The organism is Ornithinicoccus halotolerans (assembly GCF_009602535.1).
GTDB lineage: Bacteria > Actinomycetota > Actinomycetes > Actinomycetales > Dermatophilaceae > Ornithinicoccus > Ornithinicoccus halotolerans.
The window spans coordinates 47,892-64,007 of sequence record NZ_WIQI01000009.1; the positions used below are offsets into that span (position 1 = coordinate 47,892).

The following is a 16,116-nucleotide window of genomic DNA, read 5'->3' on the forward strand; positions in this document are numbered from 1 at the left end:
TGCGGCTCGAGGCGCGCGCTGCGGCTCGCTGGGGCAGACTTGACGCGTCCGCTGGCCAGCGCAGTGAGGAGGCCTGATCCATCGTGGAGCAGCAGCAGACCGGCTCGTCGAGCGCTCACGAGGGTCACACCACGCGCGGCCGGGCGGCGGGCGAGGAGCGGTTCGCCGACAGCGACCAGTTCCCCGACGACCCGACGGACCTGTCCAAGCGGAGCTGGAAGGGTGTGCTCAAGCGCACCGTCTCGGAGTTCGGGTCCGACCAGTGCCTGGACCTGGCCGCCGGACTGACCTACTTCGCGGTGCTGTCGGTGTTCCCGGCGTTGGTGGCCCTCACCTCGCTGCTGGGGGTCTTCGGGAGTGGCCGGGAGACCACGCAGGCGATGCTGGACCTGATCGGGCAGCTGGGCGCCGGTGGGGACACGATGCAGATCGTCGAGAGCTACGTCAGCAACATGCAGACCGTCCAGGGCGCCGGGATCGGTCTGGTCCTGGGTCTGGTCGGTGCGCTGTGGACCGCGTCCAACTACGTCAACGCCTTCTCCCGCGCGATGAACCGGATCTACGAGGTCGAGGAGGGGCGGCCGATCTGGAAGCTGCGCCCCTGGATGCTGCTGCTGACCCTGCTCATGCTGCTGATGGTGGTCCTCATCGTCGTGGCGCTGGTGCTGACCGGCGGCCTCGCCGAGGCGGTCGGCTCCGTCGTGGGCCTGGGAGGCACTGCGGTCACGGTCTGGAGCATCGCCAAGTGGCCGGTGGTCCTGCTGCTGGTCGTCGCGCTGATCGCGCTGCTCTACTGGGGCACCCCGAACGTGAAGCCCCCGAAGTTCCGGTGGGTCAGCCCGGGCGCCGCGGTGGCCATCGTGACCTGGGCCCTGGGCACCGTGGCCTTCGGCGTCTACGTCGCCAACTTCGGCAACTACAACGCCACCTACGGCGCGCTGGCCGGCGTCATCATCGGCCTGCTGTGGCTGTGGCTGACCAACATCGCGCTGCTGTTCGGTGCCGAGTTCGACGCCGAGCTGGAGCGGGGCCGGGAGCTGCACGCCGGACTACCCGCCGAGGAGGCCATCCAGCTGCCGCCGCGGGACGACCGGCAGGCCGTAAAGAAGGCCGAGAAGCAGGAAGAGCTGGTCGCCGAGGCACGCCGGATCCGGCTGCGCGCCGCCCGCCGGCCCCGTGGCCGGAGCGACTCCTGACAGCAGGTACGATGGTCCGCGTTGTCCGGACGGGGTCACCCGCCAGGGCGGCATGGTGGGTGTAGCTCAGCTGGTAGAGCGCTGCGTTGTGGTCGCAGATGTCGCGGGTTCAAGTCCCGTCACTCACCCCACGCCGGCACCGCCCCTGACCTGCACGAAGGCAGTCGGGGGCGGTGCCGTTCTCTACGCCTGCTACCGGTCGCCGCCGGTGCGCTGGGCGGAGCGCTGCTGGTAGCGGCGCGCCCCCCGGGAGCCGAAGGCGGTCAGGGCCCCGACGGTGCGGGAGCCGAGCCTGCGGGCGGCCTCGTGGCCGCGTGCCGCCGGGTGCGTCGCCGAGTCGGGAGCCGAGGGGAGCAACCGGGCGGCCAGCCCCAGCGCGCGCACCGTCGTGGCCGGCGCCAGCCCGTGCACCCGCATCGCCACCTTGGCCATCGGGGTGAGCACCACCATCGGCCGGCCCCGCAGCACGCCGTCGACGATGCGGCGCGCGGCCCGCTCGGCGTTCATCGCCAGCAGCGGTAGCGACGCCGACGGACCGAACCAGGCGTACTCCCGCGCCTGGTCACCGACGAACCAGGCGTTCTCGTGGGAGCCGGTCCGCATCAGCCACGGCACCACCGTGGTGGAGGTGACCCCGGTCCCCGACAGCTCGACCGCCAGCCCTTCGGAGAAGCCGACCGCGCCGAACTTGGCGGTCGTGTACGGCAGCAGGTGCGGGGCCGGGACGACTCCGCCGATCGAGGTGATGGTGCCGATCCGGCCGTGCCCACGGGCCCGCATCTCCGGCAGCACCTCCCGGGCGAGCCGGATCGGCGCCCAGAGCATCGTGTCCACCGAGGCCCGGAAGTCGGCCTCGGTGGTGGCCGCCTCCGGGCCGACCTGGATCACCCCGGCGACGGTGACGAGCACCTCGACCGGACCCAGCTCCTCCCGGACCCGACGCACCAGGTCGGTCACCTGGGTGGGGTCAGTCAGGTCGCACGGGTAGCCGCGCACCGTCCCCGGCCCGTGCCGCTCGGTGGCCAGCCGGCTGGTGGACTCGGCGAGCACGGCTGCGTCCCGGGCGCAGACGGCGACGGTGTGCCCCCGTTGGAGCAGCTCGCGGGCGATCAGCCACCCCAGCCCGCGGGACCCTCCGGCGACCAGGGCGACGGGTGCGTTGTTCATCCACCGACGGTAGGTCCCCGGGGCGGGCTGCGCTCGCCGAACCCACCGGCGCGACGCCGGACCGCGGCCCGGATGCGGGGAGGTACCGGTCGGCCTACTGTCGAGCCATGCGAGCACTGACCTGGCAGGGAGTCGAGAAGGTGGAGGTCCGGGAGGTCCCGGACCCGGTCCTGCAGGAGCCCACCGACGCGGTGGTGCGGGTCACCTCGACCGCGATCTGCGGCTCCGACCTGCATCTCTACGGCGTCCTCGCACCGTTCCTGCGGTCCGGGGACGTCCTCGGCCACGAGTTCATGGGCATCGTCGAGCAGGTGGGCGAGCAGGTGACCTCCCTCACGCCGGGAGACCGGGTGGTGGTGCCGTTCCCGATCGCCTGCGGCCGCTGCTGGATGTGCTCCCGCGGGCTGCACACCCAGTGCGAGACGACCCAGGTGCGCGAGCACGGCAGCGGAGCGGCGCTGTTCGGGTACACCGAGCTCTACGGCGGCGTCCCGGGTGGCCAGGCCGAGTACGTGCGGGTCCCGTTCGCGGACGCCGGCCCGGTGCGGCTGCCTGCCGAGGGCCCGGACGAGCGCTACCTCTACCTCTCCGACATCCTCCCGACCGCCTGGCAGGGCCTGGAGTACGCCGACGTGGGCAGCGACGACACCCTCGCCGTGCTCGGGCTCGGCCCGGTCGGCCAGCTGGCGGTGCGCGCCGCCCGCCACCGCGGGGTCGGCCGCGTCATCGGGGTCGACCTGGTGCCCGAGCGGCTGGCCCTCGCCTCCGCGTACGGCGCCGAGGTCGTCGACGCGTCCGCGGTGGACGAGGTCGGTGACGCGCTGCGCGACCTGACCGACGGCCGCGGCCCGGACGCCGTGCTCGACGCCGTCGGGATGGAGGCCCATGGCAACCCGGTGGCCGCGGCGGTGATCCGCGGCGCGCGCCGCCTCCCGGGCCCGCTGGGCCGGGCGGCGTTCGAGCACGCCGGCGTGGACCGGCTCGCGGCCCTCTACACCGCGATCGACGCGGTGCGCAGGGGCGGGACGATCTCCCTCTCCGGGGTCTACGGGGGCACGGCCGACCCGATGCCGATGCTCACCCTCTTCGACAAGCAGGTCCAGGTGCGGATGGGCCAGTGCAACGTGCACCGGTGGGCGCCGGAGCTGCTCGAGCTGGTCTCCGGGGCCGAGGACGTGCTGGGGCTGGAGTCGCTGGCCACGCACCGGCTCCCGCTGGAGGAGGCCGTCGAGGGCTACGAGATGTTCCGCGCCAAGCGCGACGGGTGCGTCAAGGTGGTCCTCACGCCGTGACCGGGCCCGGCCCGGCCCGCTCCACCGGGGCGAGCGCCAGGCTGCGCCACAGCAGCCCCTGCTCGTCGGCGACCGGGTGCAGCCCCGCGGCCGCCAGCTCGGCCAGGACCTCCCGGTGCGGGTGCGCGTACGCGCGGAACTGCTGGCCGGTCAGCCGCAGCGTCAGGTTGCCCAGGCTGATGCCTGCCCACACCGCCAGTCGCTCCCGCGGGAGCGTGAGCAGCAGCAGCCTCCTGGTCCGGCCGGCGGCCGCCCGCAGCAGCGCGGCGTGGTCGGGGTAGCAGCACACCACCCGGTGCAGCACCACCACGTCCGCCGGAGCCACCGCCTGCGGCTCGCGTGCCAGGTCCACGATCCGGCGCTGCACCCGGTCGGCGACGCCGGCCTCCCGCGCCAGCTGCCCGGCGGCCTCGTCGTAGCTGTCCGTCATCTCCAGCGCGGTGGCGTGCGCGGCGCCACGGCGCAGCAGGGTCACCGTCAGCCCGCCGACTCCCGCCCCGACCTCCAGCACAGTGGCGTCCCGGAGCCGGGTGTGCGCCGCCGCCATCCGCGCCAGCAGCGCCTCGGTGCCGCGCACTCCGCGACGGGTCGCGGCCTGGGCCTGCCGGCGCGCCGAGCCGGGGGTGAAGACCCGCCCGTACCCGGCTGGCTCGCAGCAGCCCATCGTCGCCCCGCTCCGCCGTTCCGGTGTGCCGCTACCCGGCGTCGTCGGGCGTGGCGGGCGACGGGGTGACCGCCTCGCCGGCGGTCGGCGGCCCGGGCTGGCCGCTGGGGGCGGCCGCCGCGGCCGTGGTGTGGCCCTCGTCGGGATCGGTCGGCTCGGGCGGCGCCGTGCCGTAGCGCTGCGCGATGGCGCGCAGCGAGGCGGTGTCCAGCCCCGGCCGCGGGCGGAAGACCGCCTCCCGGTAGTAGCGCAGCTCGGCGATCGAGTCCTGGATGTCCCCGAGCGCCCGGTGCCCGCCGGTCTTCTCGGGGGCGGCGAAGTAGGCCCGGGGGTACCACCGGCGGCTGAGCTCCTTGACGGAGGAGACGTCGATGATCCGGTAGTGCAGGTGGCGCTCCAGCTCCGGCATGTCCCGGGCCAGGAACGCCCGGTCGGTGCTGACCGTGTTGCCGCCCAGCGGCGCCTTGCCGGCCTCGGGCACCCAGGTGCGCACGTACGCCAGCACCTGCTCCTGGGCCCGTTCCAGGCTCACCCCCTCGGTGAGCACGTCCAGCAGCCCCGAGTCGGTGTGCATCTGCCGGACGAAGTCGCCCATCTGCGCCAGCGCCGCGTCCGGGGGCCGCACCACCAGGTCGACCCCCTCGCCCAGGACGGTGAGGTCGAAGTCGGTGACCAGGGCCGCTACCTCGATCAGGGCATCCCGCTGCAGGTCCAGCCCGGTCATCTCGCAGTCGATCCACACGATCCGGTCGGTCTGGGCGCGGCTGGCGGCGGTCTGGCTCACGGGCTCAACCCTACGGCCCGGCCCCGCTAGCGTGTGGGCCATGCCCACCAGCCCGCCCGGTTCTGCTCCCGTCGGTCCCTCCGGCCCGCCCGTGACGGCCGGCCCCCCGGTCCGCCCGGTCGGGAACCGCACGGTGCGCCCGCTGCTGCGCGGGCTGCTGGTCGCCGGCGTCAGCGTCTCGGTCTTCGCGCTGTGCGCGCTGGTGATGACGCTGGTCATCACCGAGACCGCGGGTGTCCGCGGCGCGGTGCTGGGGCTGCTCGCGGCCTCGACGGCCATCGGCATCGTGGTGCCGGTCTTCCTGTGGGTGGACCGGCTGGAGGCCGAGCCGCTGCGCTGGATGCTGTTCGCGTTCCTGTGGGGCGCGCTGGTGGCCACCCTGGGCGCGGCCGTGCTGAACGAGCTCGGGATGGCCGTCTTCGCCGGGCTCCAGGTGGACCCGCTGGTCGCGGGCGCGGTGCTGGTGGCCCCGGCGGTGGAGGAGGCGCTGAAGGCGCTCGGGGTGCTGGTCATCTTCTGGGTGGCGCGGCGGGAGTTCAACGGCGTGGTCGACGGGATCGCCTACGCCGGCGTCACCGCAGCCGGTTTCGCCTTCGTCGAGAACGTGCTCTACCTCGGCTCCGCGTATGCCGAGCTGGGCGGGGAGGGACTGGCCGGGGTGTTCCTGCTGCGGGTGCTGATGAGCCCGTTCGCCCACCCCATGTTCACGGTGTGCTTCGGCATCGCGCTGGGGTTCGTGGCCCACCGGCGGTCGGTGTGGCGCCTGCTGCTGCCGCTCGGTGGCTACCTGGCGGCGGTGGCGCTGCACACGCTGTGGAACTTCGCCGCGGTGAGCACGGCGGAGGGGTGGCTGCTGGTGTACCTGGTGGTGCAGGTGCCGCTGTTCGTCGGGTTCGTCACGCTGCTGGTCTGGGCGCGGCGGCGCGAGGGCCGGATGCTGCGGGACCACCTGACCGGCTACGGCCTCAACGGCTGGTTCACCCCCGCCGAGGTGGCCATGCTCATCTCCCCGGCGGAGCGGCGCCGGGCCCGGCGGTGGGCCCGGCAGCAGGGCGGGCGGCGCGCCGCCCGGGCGATGACCTCCTTCCAGGACGAGGCCGTCGAGCTCGCGGTCGCCCGGCGGCACATCGAGCGCGGGGACGACAACCCGGTCTGGCCGCGCCGCGAGCAGCAGCTGCTCCACGCACTCACCGGCAACCGCGCCGGGTTCGCCCCGGGCTCAGCGGGAGGAGTCGGCGTGGGCGAGCAGTGAGCGGCTCTCCGCCAGGAACCGCTCGGCGTAGCTGCCGAACCAGTCGCCCACCTCGCGGAACCGCGCCACGAAGCCGTCCCGGTCGTCCTGCCGCAGCAGCTCCAGCGCCTCGGCGAACCGGTCGTGGTAGCGCTCGATCAGGTCCAGGTGCTCGGGGGAGCCCATGATGATGTCGGCGTAGAGGCCGGGGTCCTGGGCGAACAGCCGCCCCACCATGACCAGCTCCAGCCGGTAGATCGGGGAGGACAGCGCCAGCAGCTCGTCCAGCGGCCGGTCCTCCCCGGCCAGGTGGAGCCCGTAGGCGAACGTCGAGAAGTGGCGCAGCGCCTGGATCAGCCCCATGGCGTGGTCGTGCTGCTCGGCCTCCACCGGGTGCAGCCGCGCCCCCCAGAGCCGGATCTGCTCCAGCAGCCAGTCCGCCGCCGACAGGTCCCGGCCCGGGCAGTAGGCGACGACCTGCTTGGCGAAGCTGTCCACGTCCGGGCCGAACATGGGGTGCAGCCCCACCACCGGCCCGGGGTGGGCCTGCAGCATCGCGGCCATCGGGCCGCGCTTGGTCGAGGTCAGGTCGGCCAGCAGGCAGTCCGGCGGCAGCGCGGGCAGCTGCCCGATCACTTCGACGGTGTCATGGATCGGCACGCTGACCAGCACCAGCCCGGCGCCGTCGACGATCTCCTCGGCGCGCTCCCAGTCACCGGCGTCCAGGGTGCGCACCTGGTACCCGGACAGCGTGAGCATCCGCGCGAACAGCCGGCCCATCCGGCCGGCCCCGCCGACGATGACCACCGGGCCCAGGCCGGGAGCCTGCTGGGTGAAGCCGACGTTCCGCTCGTGGGTGTAGGAGGCCCGCATGCAGCGGCGCAGCACGTCCTCGACGAGGTCGGGCGGGACGCCCCGGGCCTCGGCCTGCGCGCGGCGGGCGGCGATCATCTCCGCCTCCCGCTCGGGCGCGTAGATCGGCACGCCGTGCCGGCCCTTGACCTTCCCGACCTCGGCGACCAGCTCCAGCCGCCGGGCCAGCAGCTCCAGCACGGCCTGGTCGACCTCGTCGATCTGCTGGCGCAGCCCGGCCAGCGGGGCCGCCGGGTCCTCCATGCCGTCCATGGGCGGATCGTATCGGCGCCCTAGAATGCGCGTGGCGTCCGCCCGCCGCGGCGGGCCGGCCCCCGTAGCTCAACGGACAGAGCAGGTCACTTCTAATGACAAGGCTGCAGGTTCGAGTCCTGCCGGGGGCGCCGCAGTGGTGAGCACCGAGGAGGCAGGGCAGGGTGGAGCCGTGACGAGCACCGAGACCGCGCCGGCGCTGCTGGCCGCCGTGGAGCGGCTACGGGCCGCCGCCGAGCAGGTGCTGCTGCCGCTGGAGCTGCCCGACGTCGGGTCCGCACGGGCGGACCGCCGGGAGCTGGTCCAGCAGCTGGACGACTACGTGCTGCCCCGGCTGCGGGCGCTGGACGCCCCGCTGCTGTGCGTCGTGGGTGGCTCCACCGGTGCCGGCAAGTCCACGCTGGTCAACTCCCTGGTCGGCGAGGAGGTCTCCCGGGCGGGGGTGCTCCGGCCTACGACCCGCTCCTCGGTGCTGGTGCACCACCCCGAGGACCAGCACTGGTTCGCCGGCCCCCGGGTGCTGCCCGAGCTCACCCGGGTCACCGGGAGCGCCGGGGAGGCCACCGACCCCGGCTCGTTGCGGCTGGTCACCTCGTCGCGGCTGCCGCCGGGCCTGGCGTTGCTGGACGCCCCCGACATCGACTCGGTGGTGCGGGCCAACCGCGAGCTCGCCCAGCAGCTGCTCTCGGCCGCCGACCTGTGGCTGTTCGTCACCACCGCGGCCCGGTACGCCGACGCGGTGCCGTGGACGCTGCTCCGCCGGGCCGCCGAGCGGGGCACGGCGGTGGCCATCGTGCTGGACCGGGTCCCGCCGGAGGCGATGGACCAGGTCCGGTCGCACCTGGCGCAGATGCTGCGCGAGCAGGGGCTGGAGCAGTCCCCGATCTTCACCGTCCCCGAGACGGCGCTGACGCCCGAGGGTCTGCTGCCGGCGCGCGACACCGACCGGCTCTCGGGCTGGCTGGACTCCCTCGCCGGGGACGCCCGGGCCCGTTCGGTGGTCATCCGCCGCACCCTCAGCGGGGCGCTGGCGTCGCTGACCGCCCGGGGCGCTGCGCTGCGGGCGGCCGCCGAGGGCCAGCAGGAGGCGCGCCAGGACCTGGGCCGCGCCGCCCGGCACGCCTACCGAGACGCCCTGGACGGGGTGCAGGAGGGCATGGTCGACGGCTCCCTGCTGCGCGGCGAGGTCCTGGCCCGGTGGCAGGAGCTCGTCGGGACCGGCGAGTTCCTGCGCCAGGTCGAGGCCGGGGTGGGGCGGCTGCGGGACCGGGTGACCGGCTTCTTCCGCGGACAGCCACCGAGCACCGAGCCGCTGGGGGAGGCGCTGCAGTCCGGCGCCGCCGACCTGGTGACCGCGCAGGCCGAGATCGCCACCGGCTCCACGGCGCGCTCCTGGCGGGCCGCGCCCGGCGGCGAGGCGCTGCTGGCCGCCCACCCCGAGCTGGCCGCCCCCGCGCCCGACCTGCGGCAGCGGGTGGAGCGGGTGGTGCGTGACTGGCAGGGCGCCGTGCTGGACATGGTGCGCCAGGAGGCCGGGCGCAAGCGCTCCACGGCCCGCTACCTGGCCTTCGGCGTCAACGGGGTGGCGGTGCTGCTGATGCTGCTGGTCTTCACCGCGACCGGCGGGCTCACCGGCGCCGAGGTCGGCATCGCCGGCGGGTCGGCCATCCTGGCGCAGCGGCTGCTGGAGGCCGTGTTCGGCGACCAGGCGGTGCGCGAGCTGGCCGCCCGCGCACGCCGTGACCTGCTGCGCCGGGTCGAGCAGGTCTACGACGAGGAGCGCGGCCGCTACGAGCAGGTGCTTGCCGGGCTGCCGGTCTCAGAGGAGACGCTCGCCGAGCTCGCCGCGGCGGCGCGCGGCGTGGAGGACGCCCGGTGAGGCGCCGGGAGCGCGCCTCCCGGGTCCCGCTGGGCTGGCGTGCCCAGCAGCTGGCCGACGCCCTCGACCAGGGCGGGGACCAGCTGGACCCCGCGCTCGTCGAGGAGGGCCGGGCGCTGGTGCGCCGGGTCGCGGAGCGTGGCGCCATCGGCACCGGACGCACCGTCGTGGCGCTGGCCGGCGCGACCGGCAGCGGCAAGTCCACCCTGTTCAACCGCCTGGTCGGCGGCGAGGTGGCCTCGGTGGGGGTGCGCCGGCCCACGACCGACCGGGCCACCGCCGCCATCTGGGGGACCGAGGAGGCCGACGAGCTGCTGGACTGGCTCGACGTCCGGTCCCGGCACCACGTGCCAGCCGACGGGACCGACGGTGCGGGTGAGCTCGACGGGCTGGTGCTGGTGGACCTGCCGGACTTCGACTCCGTGGAGGTCAGCCACCGCGCCGAGGCCGACCGGGTGCTGCAGCGCGCCGACGCCTTCCTGTGGCTGGCCGACCCGCAGAAGTACGCGGACGCCCGGCTGCACGACGACTACCTGCGCCCGCTGCGGGACCACGAGCCGGTCATGCTCGTGCTGCTCAACCAGGTCGACCGGATACCGGGGGAGGCGGTGCCCGAGGTGGCCGCCGACCTGGCCCGGCTGGTCGCCGCCGACGGCGCGGGTGAGCTGCCGGTGCTGCCGCTGTCGGCGCGCACCGGCACCGGCGTCGAGCAGGTCAGGCAGGCGCTGGCGGAGGTCGTGGCGGCGCGGCAGGCCGCCGAGGCGCGACTCGTGGGGGACGTGCGCAGCCTGGCGCGGCGGCTGCTGGAGGGGCTGGCCGGGCAGGAGCCAGAGCTCGACCCGGCGCTGGAGGAGGAGCTGGAGCTGGCGCACCACATCCGCGACCGGGCTCGGGAGGCCTTCAGAACCGAGTGGGACTTGGTCGACGGACACCCTGAGGACGTCCGCGTCACGGTGCTGCGAACCCGGACCGCCCGGGGGGTGGCCCAGGCGCCCTTCCGAATGATGAGTCCAGAGGTATCCGTCGCCGCGCCCTTCCTGGACCCGGAGTTCGTCACCACCGCCATGTCGGTGGAGCGCTCACGCAAGGACGACGGCGTGTTCTACCGCGAAGTGCTGGAGGCCTGCGTGCCCGAGGTTGCGGGCCTGCCGTCCACCAACGATGCCCAGGCCCGACAGGGGGATGGCTCGCTGAAGCTGGAGAGCGTGGCGTCCCGGGCGTGGTACACGGAGGCGGTGAGTCGCGCGCAGGCACAGGCAGCGCCCAGCCTCCCCCCCGTGGTGGATGACGGGCCACTCTCCCCGTCAGACCGGTGGCGGACCGGCCTGCTCCTGCTGTCCAGCTGGCTGGAGGAGTACCAGAAGCGGCTGGTGTCGACCCAAGCCCCGTGGTGGGCATGACGCCGCGGAAGGGAGAGAGCACATGACCTGGAAGCATCGCGGCGTAGCGCTCACGGGAGGACTCGGTGGCGGCCTGGGCGCCCTCCTCGCGGCCACGGGCCGCCTCGGCGCCGCCCTCGCCGTTCTGGCCGTCCTCCTCACCGGCCTGCTCCTGCTCGTTCTTGACCTCCGTCGGCGGCAGCAGGTGTTGTGGCACCACTCGCGATCGGTCCAGAGCTCAGTGCAGGCGGCCGGCAAGGCCACGACCGAGTCGGTCCTCGCACTCGGGGAGTCGCTCAGATCCATCGGGGAGTCCCTCGACAACCGAGTGGCAGAGGTCAGTGAGCAGGCGGCCCGGGCACAGGAGCAAGGTCGCGTCCTCCAGCAGTCGGTGACAGACCTAGGCCGACGCCTCGACGCCGTCGCGGAGGAGATGGCCGTCGGCCTCGCGGGAACGGAGGACCGGGTGTCGACCGCTGTGGCGTCCGCGCAACAGGAACCGCGCGCGGCGCTGTTGAGGCGACTGGAGGAGCGCCATCAGGAGCTCCTCGACGCGGTCAGCGGCAGCAGCGAGGCTGCCGAGCTCAAGGCTCACATGGAGCTCGTGCGACGGCTGTCCACCGGACCGAGCGCTGCCGGGACGACCGCGAACCGACCCACCGCCGCGGCGGTGCTGTCGGTCGTCGAGCTCATCGAGCAGCACCACCCTGAGGCGGTGCTGTCCCTGGGGGCCAGCAACGCCGCGATGTGGGTCGCGGAGGCTCTCCGCACCGCCGAGTCAGCGCGACTGGTCGTCGTGGACGACGACGAGCACGCGGTCTCGGGTGTCGCGCGGTTCCTGCACGAGCGTGGGCTGACCGGGAGGGCCAGCGCCCGCCACGCCCCCCTCACCGACGTGGAGGTGGCCGGTGAGCCGTGCCACTGGTACGACACCCAGGCGTTCACCGACCTGGAGGGGGTGGACCTGGTGCTCCTGGACGGGCCTGCCGCCGGCGCCGGCCGGTTCGCGCGGTACCCAGCAGTCCCGCTGTTGCAGGACCACCTCTCTGAGCACGCCCTCCTGGTGCTGTTCGACGTCTCACGCCTCGGCGCGTCCGCCACAGTGACCCGCTGGGTACACCACCACGGCCTGGTGGTGCAGCGCGCGCTCGCCGGCGACGCCCTCCTGCTCACGCGGGAGGGAGCCGGATAGCGCCACCGGCCAGCCCGCGTCAGCCCTCGCCGTCGCCCCGGATGAACTCCTCCAGGCGCGCCCGCGCCTCCGGGTCCGGCAGCTGCTCCGGCGGGGACTTCATCAGGTACGACGAGGCGGCCAGTACCGGCCCGCCGACCCCTCGGTCCTTGGCGATCTTGGCCGCGCGGATGGCGTCGATGATGATGCCGGCGGAGTTGGGGGAGTCCCACACCTCCAGCTTGTACTCGAGGTTGATGGGCGCGTCACCGAACGCTCGGCCCTCCAGGCGCACGTAGGCCCACTTGCGGTCGTCGAGCCACTGCACGTAGTCGGAGGGACCGATGTGCACGTTGCGCTCGCCCATGTCGTGGTCGACGTTGGAGGTGACCGCCCGGGTTTTGGAGACCTTCTTGGACTCCAGCCGGTCCCGCTCCAGCATGTTCTTGAAGTCCATGTTGCCGCCGACGTTGAGCTGGTAGGTGCGGTCCAGCACCACGCCCCGCTCCTGGAACAGCCGGGCCATCACCCGGTGGGTGATGGTCGCCCCCACCTGGGACTTGATGTCGTCCCCGATGATCGGGACCCCGGCGTCGGTGAACTTCTGCGCCCACTCCGGGTCGGAGGCGATGAAGACCGGCAGCGCGTTGACGAAGGCCACACCGGCCTCCAGGGCGCACTGGGCGTAGAACTTGTCGGCCTCCTCCGAGCCCACCGGCAGGTAGGAGACGAGCACGTCAGCCTCGGACTCCCGTAGCACCTGCACCACGTCGACCGGGTCGTCACCGGCTTCCTCGATGGTCTCGGCGTAGTAACGGCCGATCCCGTCCAGGGTCGGGCCCCGCTGCACCGTCACCCCGGTGGGCGGGACGTCGGCGATGCGGATGGTGTTGTTCTCGCTGGCGTTGATGGCCTCGGCCAGGTCGAAACCCACCTTCTTGGCGTCCACGTCGAAGGCGGCGACGAACTGCACGTCGCCCACGTGGTACGGGCCGAACTGCACGTGCATCAGGCCAGGGACCTCGGCGGCCGGGTCGGCCTCGCGGTAGTACTGGACGCCCTGCACCAGCGAACTGGCGCAGTTGCCGACGCCGACGATCGCGACGCGTACGGAACCCATGGGGTCACTCCTTGTTCGGGGGACTGTCTTCAGTTGCGGAATCCGTGCCCCGGGTCGGGACGTCGGAGGTCGGACGGACCGTGCCCGAGCGGCGCTCGGACTCGATGAGGCCCGCGAGCCAGCGCACCTCGCGCTCGGTGGCCTCCAGCCCGTGCCGATGCAGCTCGTCCGTGTAGGCGTCCCGGCGCGGGCCGGCCGCCTCGCGGAAAAGTGCCAAGCGTTCCTCCAGCCGGCTGCGCCGGCCCTCGAGGATGCGCAGCCGGACGTGGGAGGGGGTGCGGCCGAAGAAGGCGAAGTGGACGTCGAACGTGCCGTCCTCCCACGCGGTGGGGCCGCTGTGGTCGACCAGCTCGGCGAACCGCTCCTTGCCCTCGGCGGTCAGCTCATAGGTGATCCGGCCCCGCCGCCCGCCGCGCAGCGCGGGACCGCCCACGCTCGCCGGCAGCGCGGGCGCCTCGGTGATCCAGCCTCGCTGGACGAACTCGCGCAGCCGCGGGTAGAGCGTCCCGTAGGACAGCGTGCGCACCGTGCCGAGGACGAGGTGGAGCCGCTTGCGCAGCTCGTAGCCGTGCATGGGGGAGTCGTGGAGCAGGCCGAGGATGGCCAGCTCCAGCATCTCCGTGCGACGGCTCACCGCGCACTCCCTTCCGTCACGACCGGTTCGATAGATCACTGCAATATATCGGCTCGATACACCGCCCGCAGCCCCGGCCCCCCGTGGGCGGTTCGGTCGCACCGGCGCTGAAGCGGCATGATGGGCCGGTGACTCGTCGCCCCACCTCTCGCTCGGCGGCCCGCGGTAGCGGCTCGCCCCGCCGGTCCGGCCGCACCCCGGCGTCCGCCTCCCGTCGCCCTCGTTCCGGCTCGGCACGGGGGCGCGGCCAGCGCCGTCCGCTGTGGCGCCGGCTGCTGCTCGTGCTGCTGTGGGTGCTGGTGGTCCTGGGCCTGCTGGGAGCCGCGCTGGTGGGCTACGCCTACGCGCGCACCGACATCCCGGACCCCAACGCGTTCGCCGAGTCGCAGAGCTCGATCCTGTACTACGCCGACGGCGAGACCGAGCTGGCCCGGTTCACCGGCGGCCACAACCGGGAGTCGGTCGGGCTGGACCAGGTGCCCGACCACGTGGAGCAGGCGATGCTGGCAGCGGAGGACCGCGAGTTCTACGAGAACCAGGGGATTTCGATCACCGGCACCGTCCGGGCGCTGTGGAACAACCTGACCACGGACAGCACCCAGGGCGGCTCCACCATCACCCAGCAGTACGTCAAGAACTACTTCCTCAGCCACGAGCAGACTTACGCCCGCAAGTTCGAAGAGGCCCTGATCGCGGTCAAGATCGACCAGGAGCTGTCCAAGGACGAGATCCTGGAGAGCTACCTCAACACGATCTACTTCGGCCGGGGCGCCTACGGGGTGCAGACCGGCGCGCAGGCCTACTTCGGCAAGGACGCCGCCGACCTGACCGTGGCCGAGGGCGCCTTCCTCGCCGGCGTCACCAACGCGCCGTCCCTCTTCGACCCGCACGCGGGCGACAACCAGCAGCGCGCCGAGGACCGGTTCCACTACGTCATCGACGGGATGGCCGAGGAGGGGTGGCTCTCGCCCGAGGAGGCGGAGTCGATGTCCTTCCCCGACGTCCAGCCGCCGCAGCCCACCTCCGCGACGACCGGGGTCAAGGGCTACATCGCCACTGAGGTCCGGCAGGAGCTGATCGACGAGCTGGGGCTGACCGAGGCCGACGTCGACCAGGGCGGGTTGCGGGTGGTCACCACCATCCAGCGGCAGCACCAGCAGGCCGCCGAGCAGGCGGTCCAGGAGATGGTGCCGGAGGAGGCGGTGGAGGAAGAGCTGCGCGTGGGGTTGGTCGCGGTGCGGCCCGGCGACGGCGCGGTCACCGCCCTGTACGGAGGCGAGGACTACTCCGAGCGGCAGATCAGCAACGCCACCGACGCCCAGCTCCAGGCCGGCTCGCTGATGAAGCCGGTCACCCTCGCGGCCGGACTGGAGCAGGGGTTCAGCACGCTGACCGAGTACCCCGGCCCGAGCCCGATGGAGTTCGACATCGAGGGGCAGGCCGAGCCGTACGAGGTGAGCAACTTCCGCGACGAGCAGTTCGGCCTCATCGACCTACGGGTGGCGACCGCGGAGTCCGTCAACACCGTCTACGTGCAGCACAACCAGCAGGTCGGCCCGGAGCGGACCCGCGACCTGGCGGTGCGGCTCGGGCTGCCCGAGGACACCCCCGGGCTGGACGCCGAGCTGTCCAACGTGCTCGGGCCGGCCGCCCCCACCGTGGCGGAGATGGCCGGGGTGTACGCCACGATCGCCGCGGAGGGTGAACGGGCCGACACCTATCTGGTGCAGCGGGTGACCAGCACCAACGGCCAGGTCGACCACGAGGCGGACCCGGAGAGCGAACGCGTGCTGGAGCCGGACGTGACGGCTGACGTGACCGACGCCATGGCGCAGGTGGTCACCCAGGGCACCGGCGTGCTGGCTGGTGACCTGGGGCGTCCCGCGGCCGGCAAGTCGGGGACCAGCGAGAACAACCGCTCGGCCTGGTTCAGCGGGTTCGTCCCCCAGCTGTCGGTGACGGTCGGCATGTACCAGGGCGACGGCACCCAGGAGATGGAGGACGTGGCCGGTCAGGGCCGGGTCACCGGCGGCACCTTCCCGGTGCAGGTCTGGGGCGAGTTCCTGCGGCGGGCGATGGAGGGCGAGCCGGTGGAGGAGCTCCCCGAGCGGGTGGGCGTCGGCGACGACGACGCGATCACGCCAGAGCCGGAGCCGACCGAGACCGAGGAGCTCGAGCCGACCCAGGACCCGGAGCCGACCGAGGACGAGCCCACCCAGACCGAGGACGAGCCCACCGAGACCGACGAGCCCACCCAGACCGAGGACGAGCCCACCCAGACCGAGGACGAGCCGACCGAGACAGGCGAGCCCGAGCCAACGCAGGACCCGGCGCCCACGGACAGCGACGAACCCACCGGCACCACGGGCTCCGGCAGCGGCGGCGGCTCCGGTGGAGGCAGCGGGGGCGGCTCCGGCGGCGGCGGTAGCGGCGGCGGTAGCGGCGGCGGTAGCGGCGGCGGTAGCGGCGGCGGT

13 protein-coding genes and 2 tRNA genes are annotated in these 16,116 nt (G+C 73.6%); 9 read left to right on the top strand and 6 right to left on the bottom strand.

The window, feature by feature from the left end; all coding sequences use genetic code 11:
• Positions 1 to 83 precede the first annotated feature (83 nt).
• Together GFJ45_RS03685 and GFJ45_RS03690 are read left to right on the top strand one after the other, a co-directional pair.
• The gene (locus tag GFJ45_RS03685) at positions 84 to 1,196 is read left to right on the top strand and encodes a YihY/virulence factor BrkB family protein (RefSeq protein ID WP_153394267.1); all 1,113 of its coding nucleotides are present in this window, start codon (positions 84 to 86) and stop codon (positions 1,194 to 1,196) included.
• A 55-nt stretch (positions 1,197 to 1,251) separates the two neighbouring features.
• Positions 1,252 to 1,327: transfer RNA gene (locus GFJ45_RS03690), tRNA-His, on the top strand.
• A gap of 61 nt (positions 1,328 to 1,388) precedes the next feature.
• Here GFJ45_RS03690 and GFJ45_RS03695 read toward each other — a convergent pair.
• Positions 1,389 to 2,363 carry an SDR family NAD(P)-dependent oxidoreductase gene (locus tag GFJ45_RS03695; RefSeq protein ID WP_153394269.1) on the bottom strand — a complete coding sequence of 325 codons (975 nt, stop codon included), beginning with the start codon at positions 2,361 to 2,363 and terminating at the stop codon, positions 1,389 to 1,391.
• Positions 2,364 to 2,470: 107 nt separating this feature from the next.
• On the opposite strand from GFJ45_RS03695, the gene GFJ45_RS03700 reads away from it, so the two are divergent.
• Positions 2,471 to 3,655: a zinc-dependent alcohol dehydrogenase gene (locus GFJ45_RS03700; protein ID WP_153394271.1), complete on the top strand. Its 1,185-nt coding sequence runs from the start codon at positions 2,471 to 2,473 to the stop codon at positions 3,653 to 3,655.
• On the opposite strand, the gene GFJ45_RS03705 is transcribed toward GFJ45_RS03700, so the two are convergent.
• Positions 3,645 to 4,319 carry an SAM-dependent methyltransferase gene (locus tag GFJ45_RS03705; protein WP_153394273.1) on the bottom strand — a complete coding sequence of 225 codons (675 nt, stop codon included), beginning with the start codon at positions 4,317 to 4,319 and terminating at the stop codon, positions 3,645 to 3,647. The two genes, GFJ45_RS03700 and GFJ45_RS03705, sit on opposite strands and share 11 nt — an antisense overlap.
• A gap of 31 nt (positions 4,320 to 4,350) precedes the next feature.
• Positions 4,351 to 5,145: an oligoribonuclease gene (gene orn, locus GFJ45_RS03710; protein ID WP_153394275.1), complete on the bottom strand. Its 795-nt coding sequence runs from the start codon at positions 5,143 to 5,145 to the stop codon at positions 4,351 to 4,353.
• On the opposite strand from orn, the gene GFJ45_RS03715 reads away from it, so the two are divergent.
• A complete protein-coding gene (locus GFJ45_RS03715; protein ID WP_153394278.1) occupies positions 5,144 to 6,355 on the top strand; it encodes a PrsW family intramembrane metalloprotease in 1,212 nt (403 codons plus the stop codon). The two genes, orn and GFJ45_RS03715, sit on opposite strands and share 2 nt — an antisense overlap.
• On the opposite strand, the gene tyrA is transcribed toward GFJ45_RS03715, so the two are convergent.
• Positions 6,323 to 7,459, bottom strand: a complete 1,137-nt coding sequence (tyrA, locus tag GFJ45_RS03720; RefSeq protein ID WP_228386439.1) for a bifunctional chorismate mutase/prephenate dehydrogenase — start codon at positions 7,457 to 7,459, stop codon at positions 6,323 to 6,325. The two genes, GFJ45_RS03715 and tyrA, sit on opposite strands and share 33 nt — an antisense overlap.
• A gap of 58 nt (positions 7,460 to 7,517) precedes the next feature.
• On the opposite strand from tyrA, the gene GFJ45_RS03725 reads away from it, so the two are divergent.
• The 4 genes from GFJ45_RS03725 to GFJ45_RS03740 all read left to right on the top strand — a co-directional run bounded on the left by GFJ45_RS03725 (position 7,518) and on the right by GFJ45_RS03740 (position 11,909).
• Positions 7,518 to 7,590 (top strand) — tRNA-Arg (locus GFJ45_RS03725).
• 41 nt (positions 7,591 to 7,631) lie between these two features.
• Positions 7,632 to 9,338, top strand: coding sequence for a dynamin family protein (locus tag GFJ45_RS03730; RefSeq protein WP_153394280.1), 1,707 nt, complete (start codon positions 7,632 to 7,634; stop codon positions 9,336 to 9,338).
• Positions 9,335 to 10,738: a YfjP family GTPase gene (locus GFJ45_RS03735; RefSeq protein ID WP_153394282.1), complete on the top strand. Its 1,404-nt coding sequence runs from the start codon at positions 9,335 to 9,337 to the stop codon at positions 10,736 to 10,738. The genes GFJ45_RS03730 and GFJ45_RS03735 overlap by 4 nt, the downstream gene beginning before the upstream one ends.
• A gap of 22 nt (positions 10,739 to 10,760) precedes the next feature.
• The gene (locus GFJ45_RS03740; RefSeq protein ID WP_153394285.1) at positions 10,761 to 11,909 is read left to right on the top strand and encodes a class I SAM-dependent methyltransferase; all 1,149 of its coding nucleotides are present in this window, start codon (positions 10,761 to 10,763) and stop codon (positions 11,907 to 11,909) included.
• 19 nt (positions 11,910 to 11,928) lie between these two features.
• On the opposite strand, the gene GFJ45_RS03745 is transcribed toward GFJ45_RS03740, so the two are convergent.
• Together GFJ45_RS03745 and GFJ45_RS03750 are read right to left on the bottom strand one after the other, a co-directional pair.
• Complete coding sequence (locus tag GFJ45_RS03745) at positions 11,929 to 13,008, bottom strand: inositol-3-phosphate synthase (protein WP_153394287.1); 1,080 nt, start codon at positions 13,006 to 13,008, stop codon at positions 11,929 to 11,931.
• A gap of 4 nt (positions 13,009 to 13,012) precedes the next feature.
• Complete coding sequence (locus GFJ45_RS03750; RefSeq protein WP_153394289.1) at positions 13,013 to 13,642, bottom strand: PadR family transcriptional regulator; 630 nt, start codon at positions 13,640 to 13,642, stop codon at positions 13,013 to 13,015.
• Between the two features lie 128 nt (positions 13,643 to 13,770).
• Between GFJ45_RS03750 and GFJ45_RS03755 the strand changes: the two genes are divergently transcribed.
• The coding region (locus tag GFJ45_RS03755) for a transglycosylase domain-containing protein (RefSeq protein ID WP_153394291.1) at positions 13,771 to 16,116 on the top strand (2,346 nt) is incomplete at its 3' end.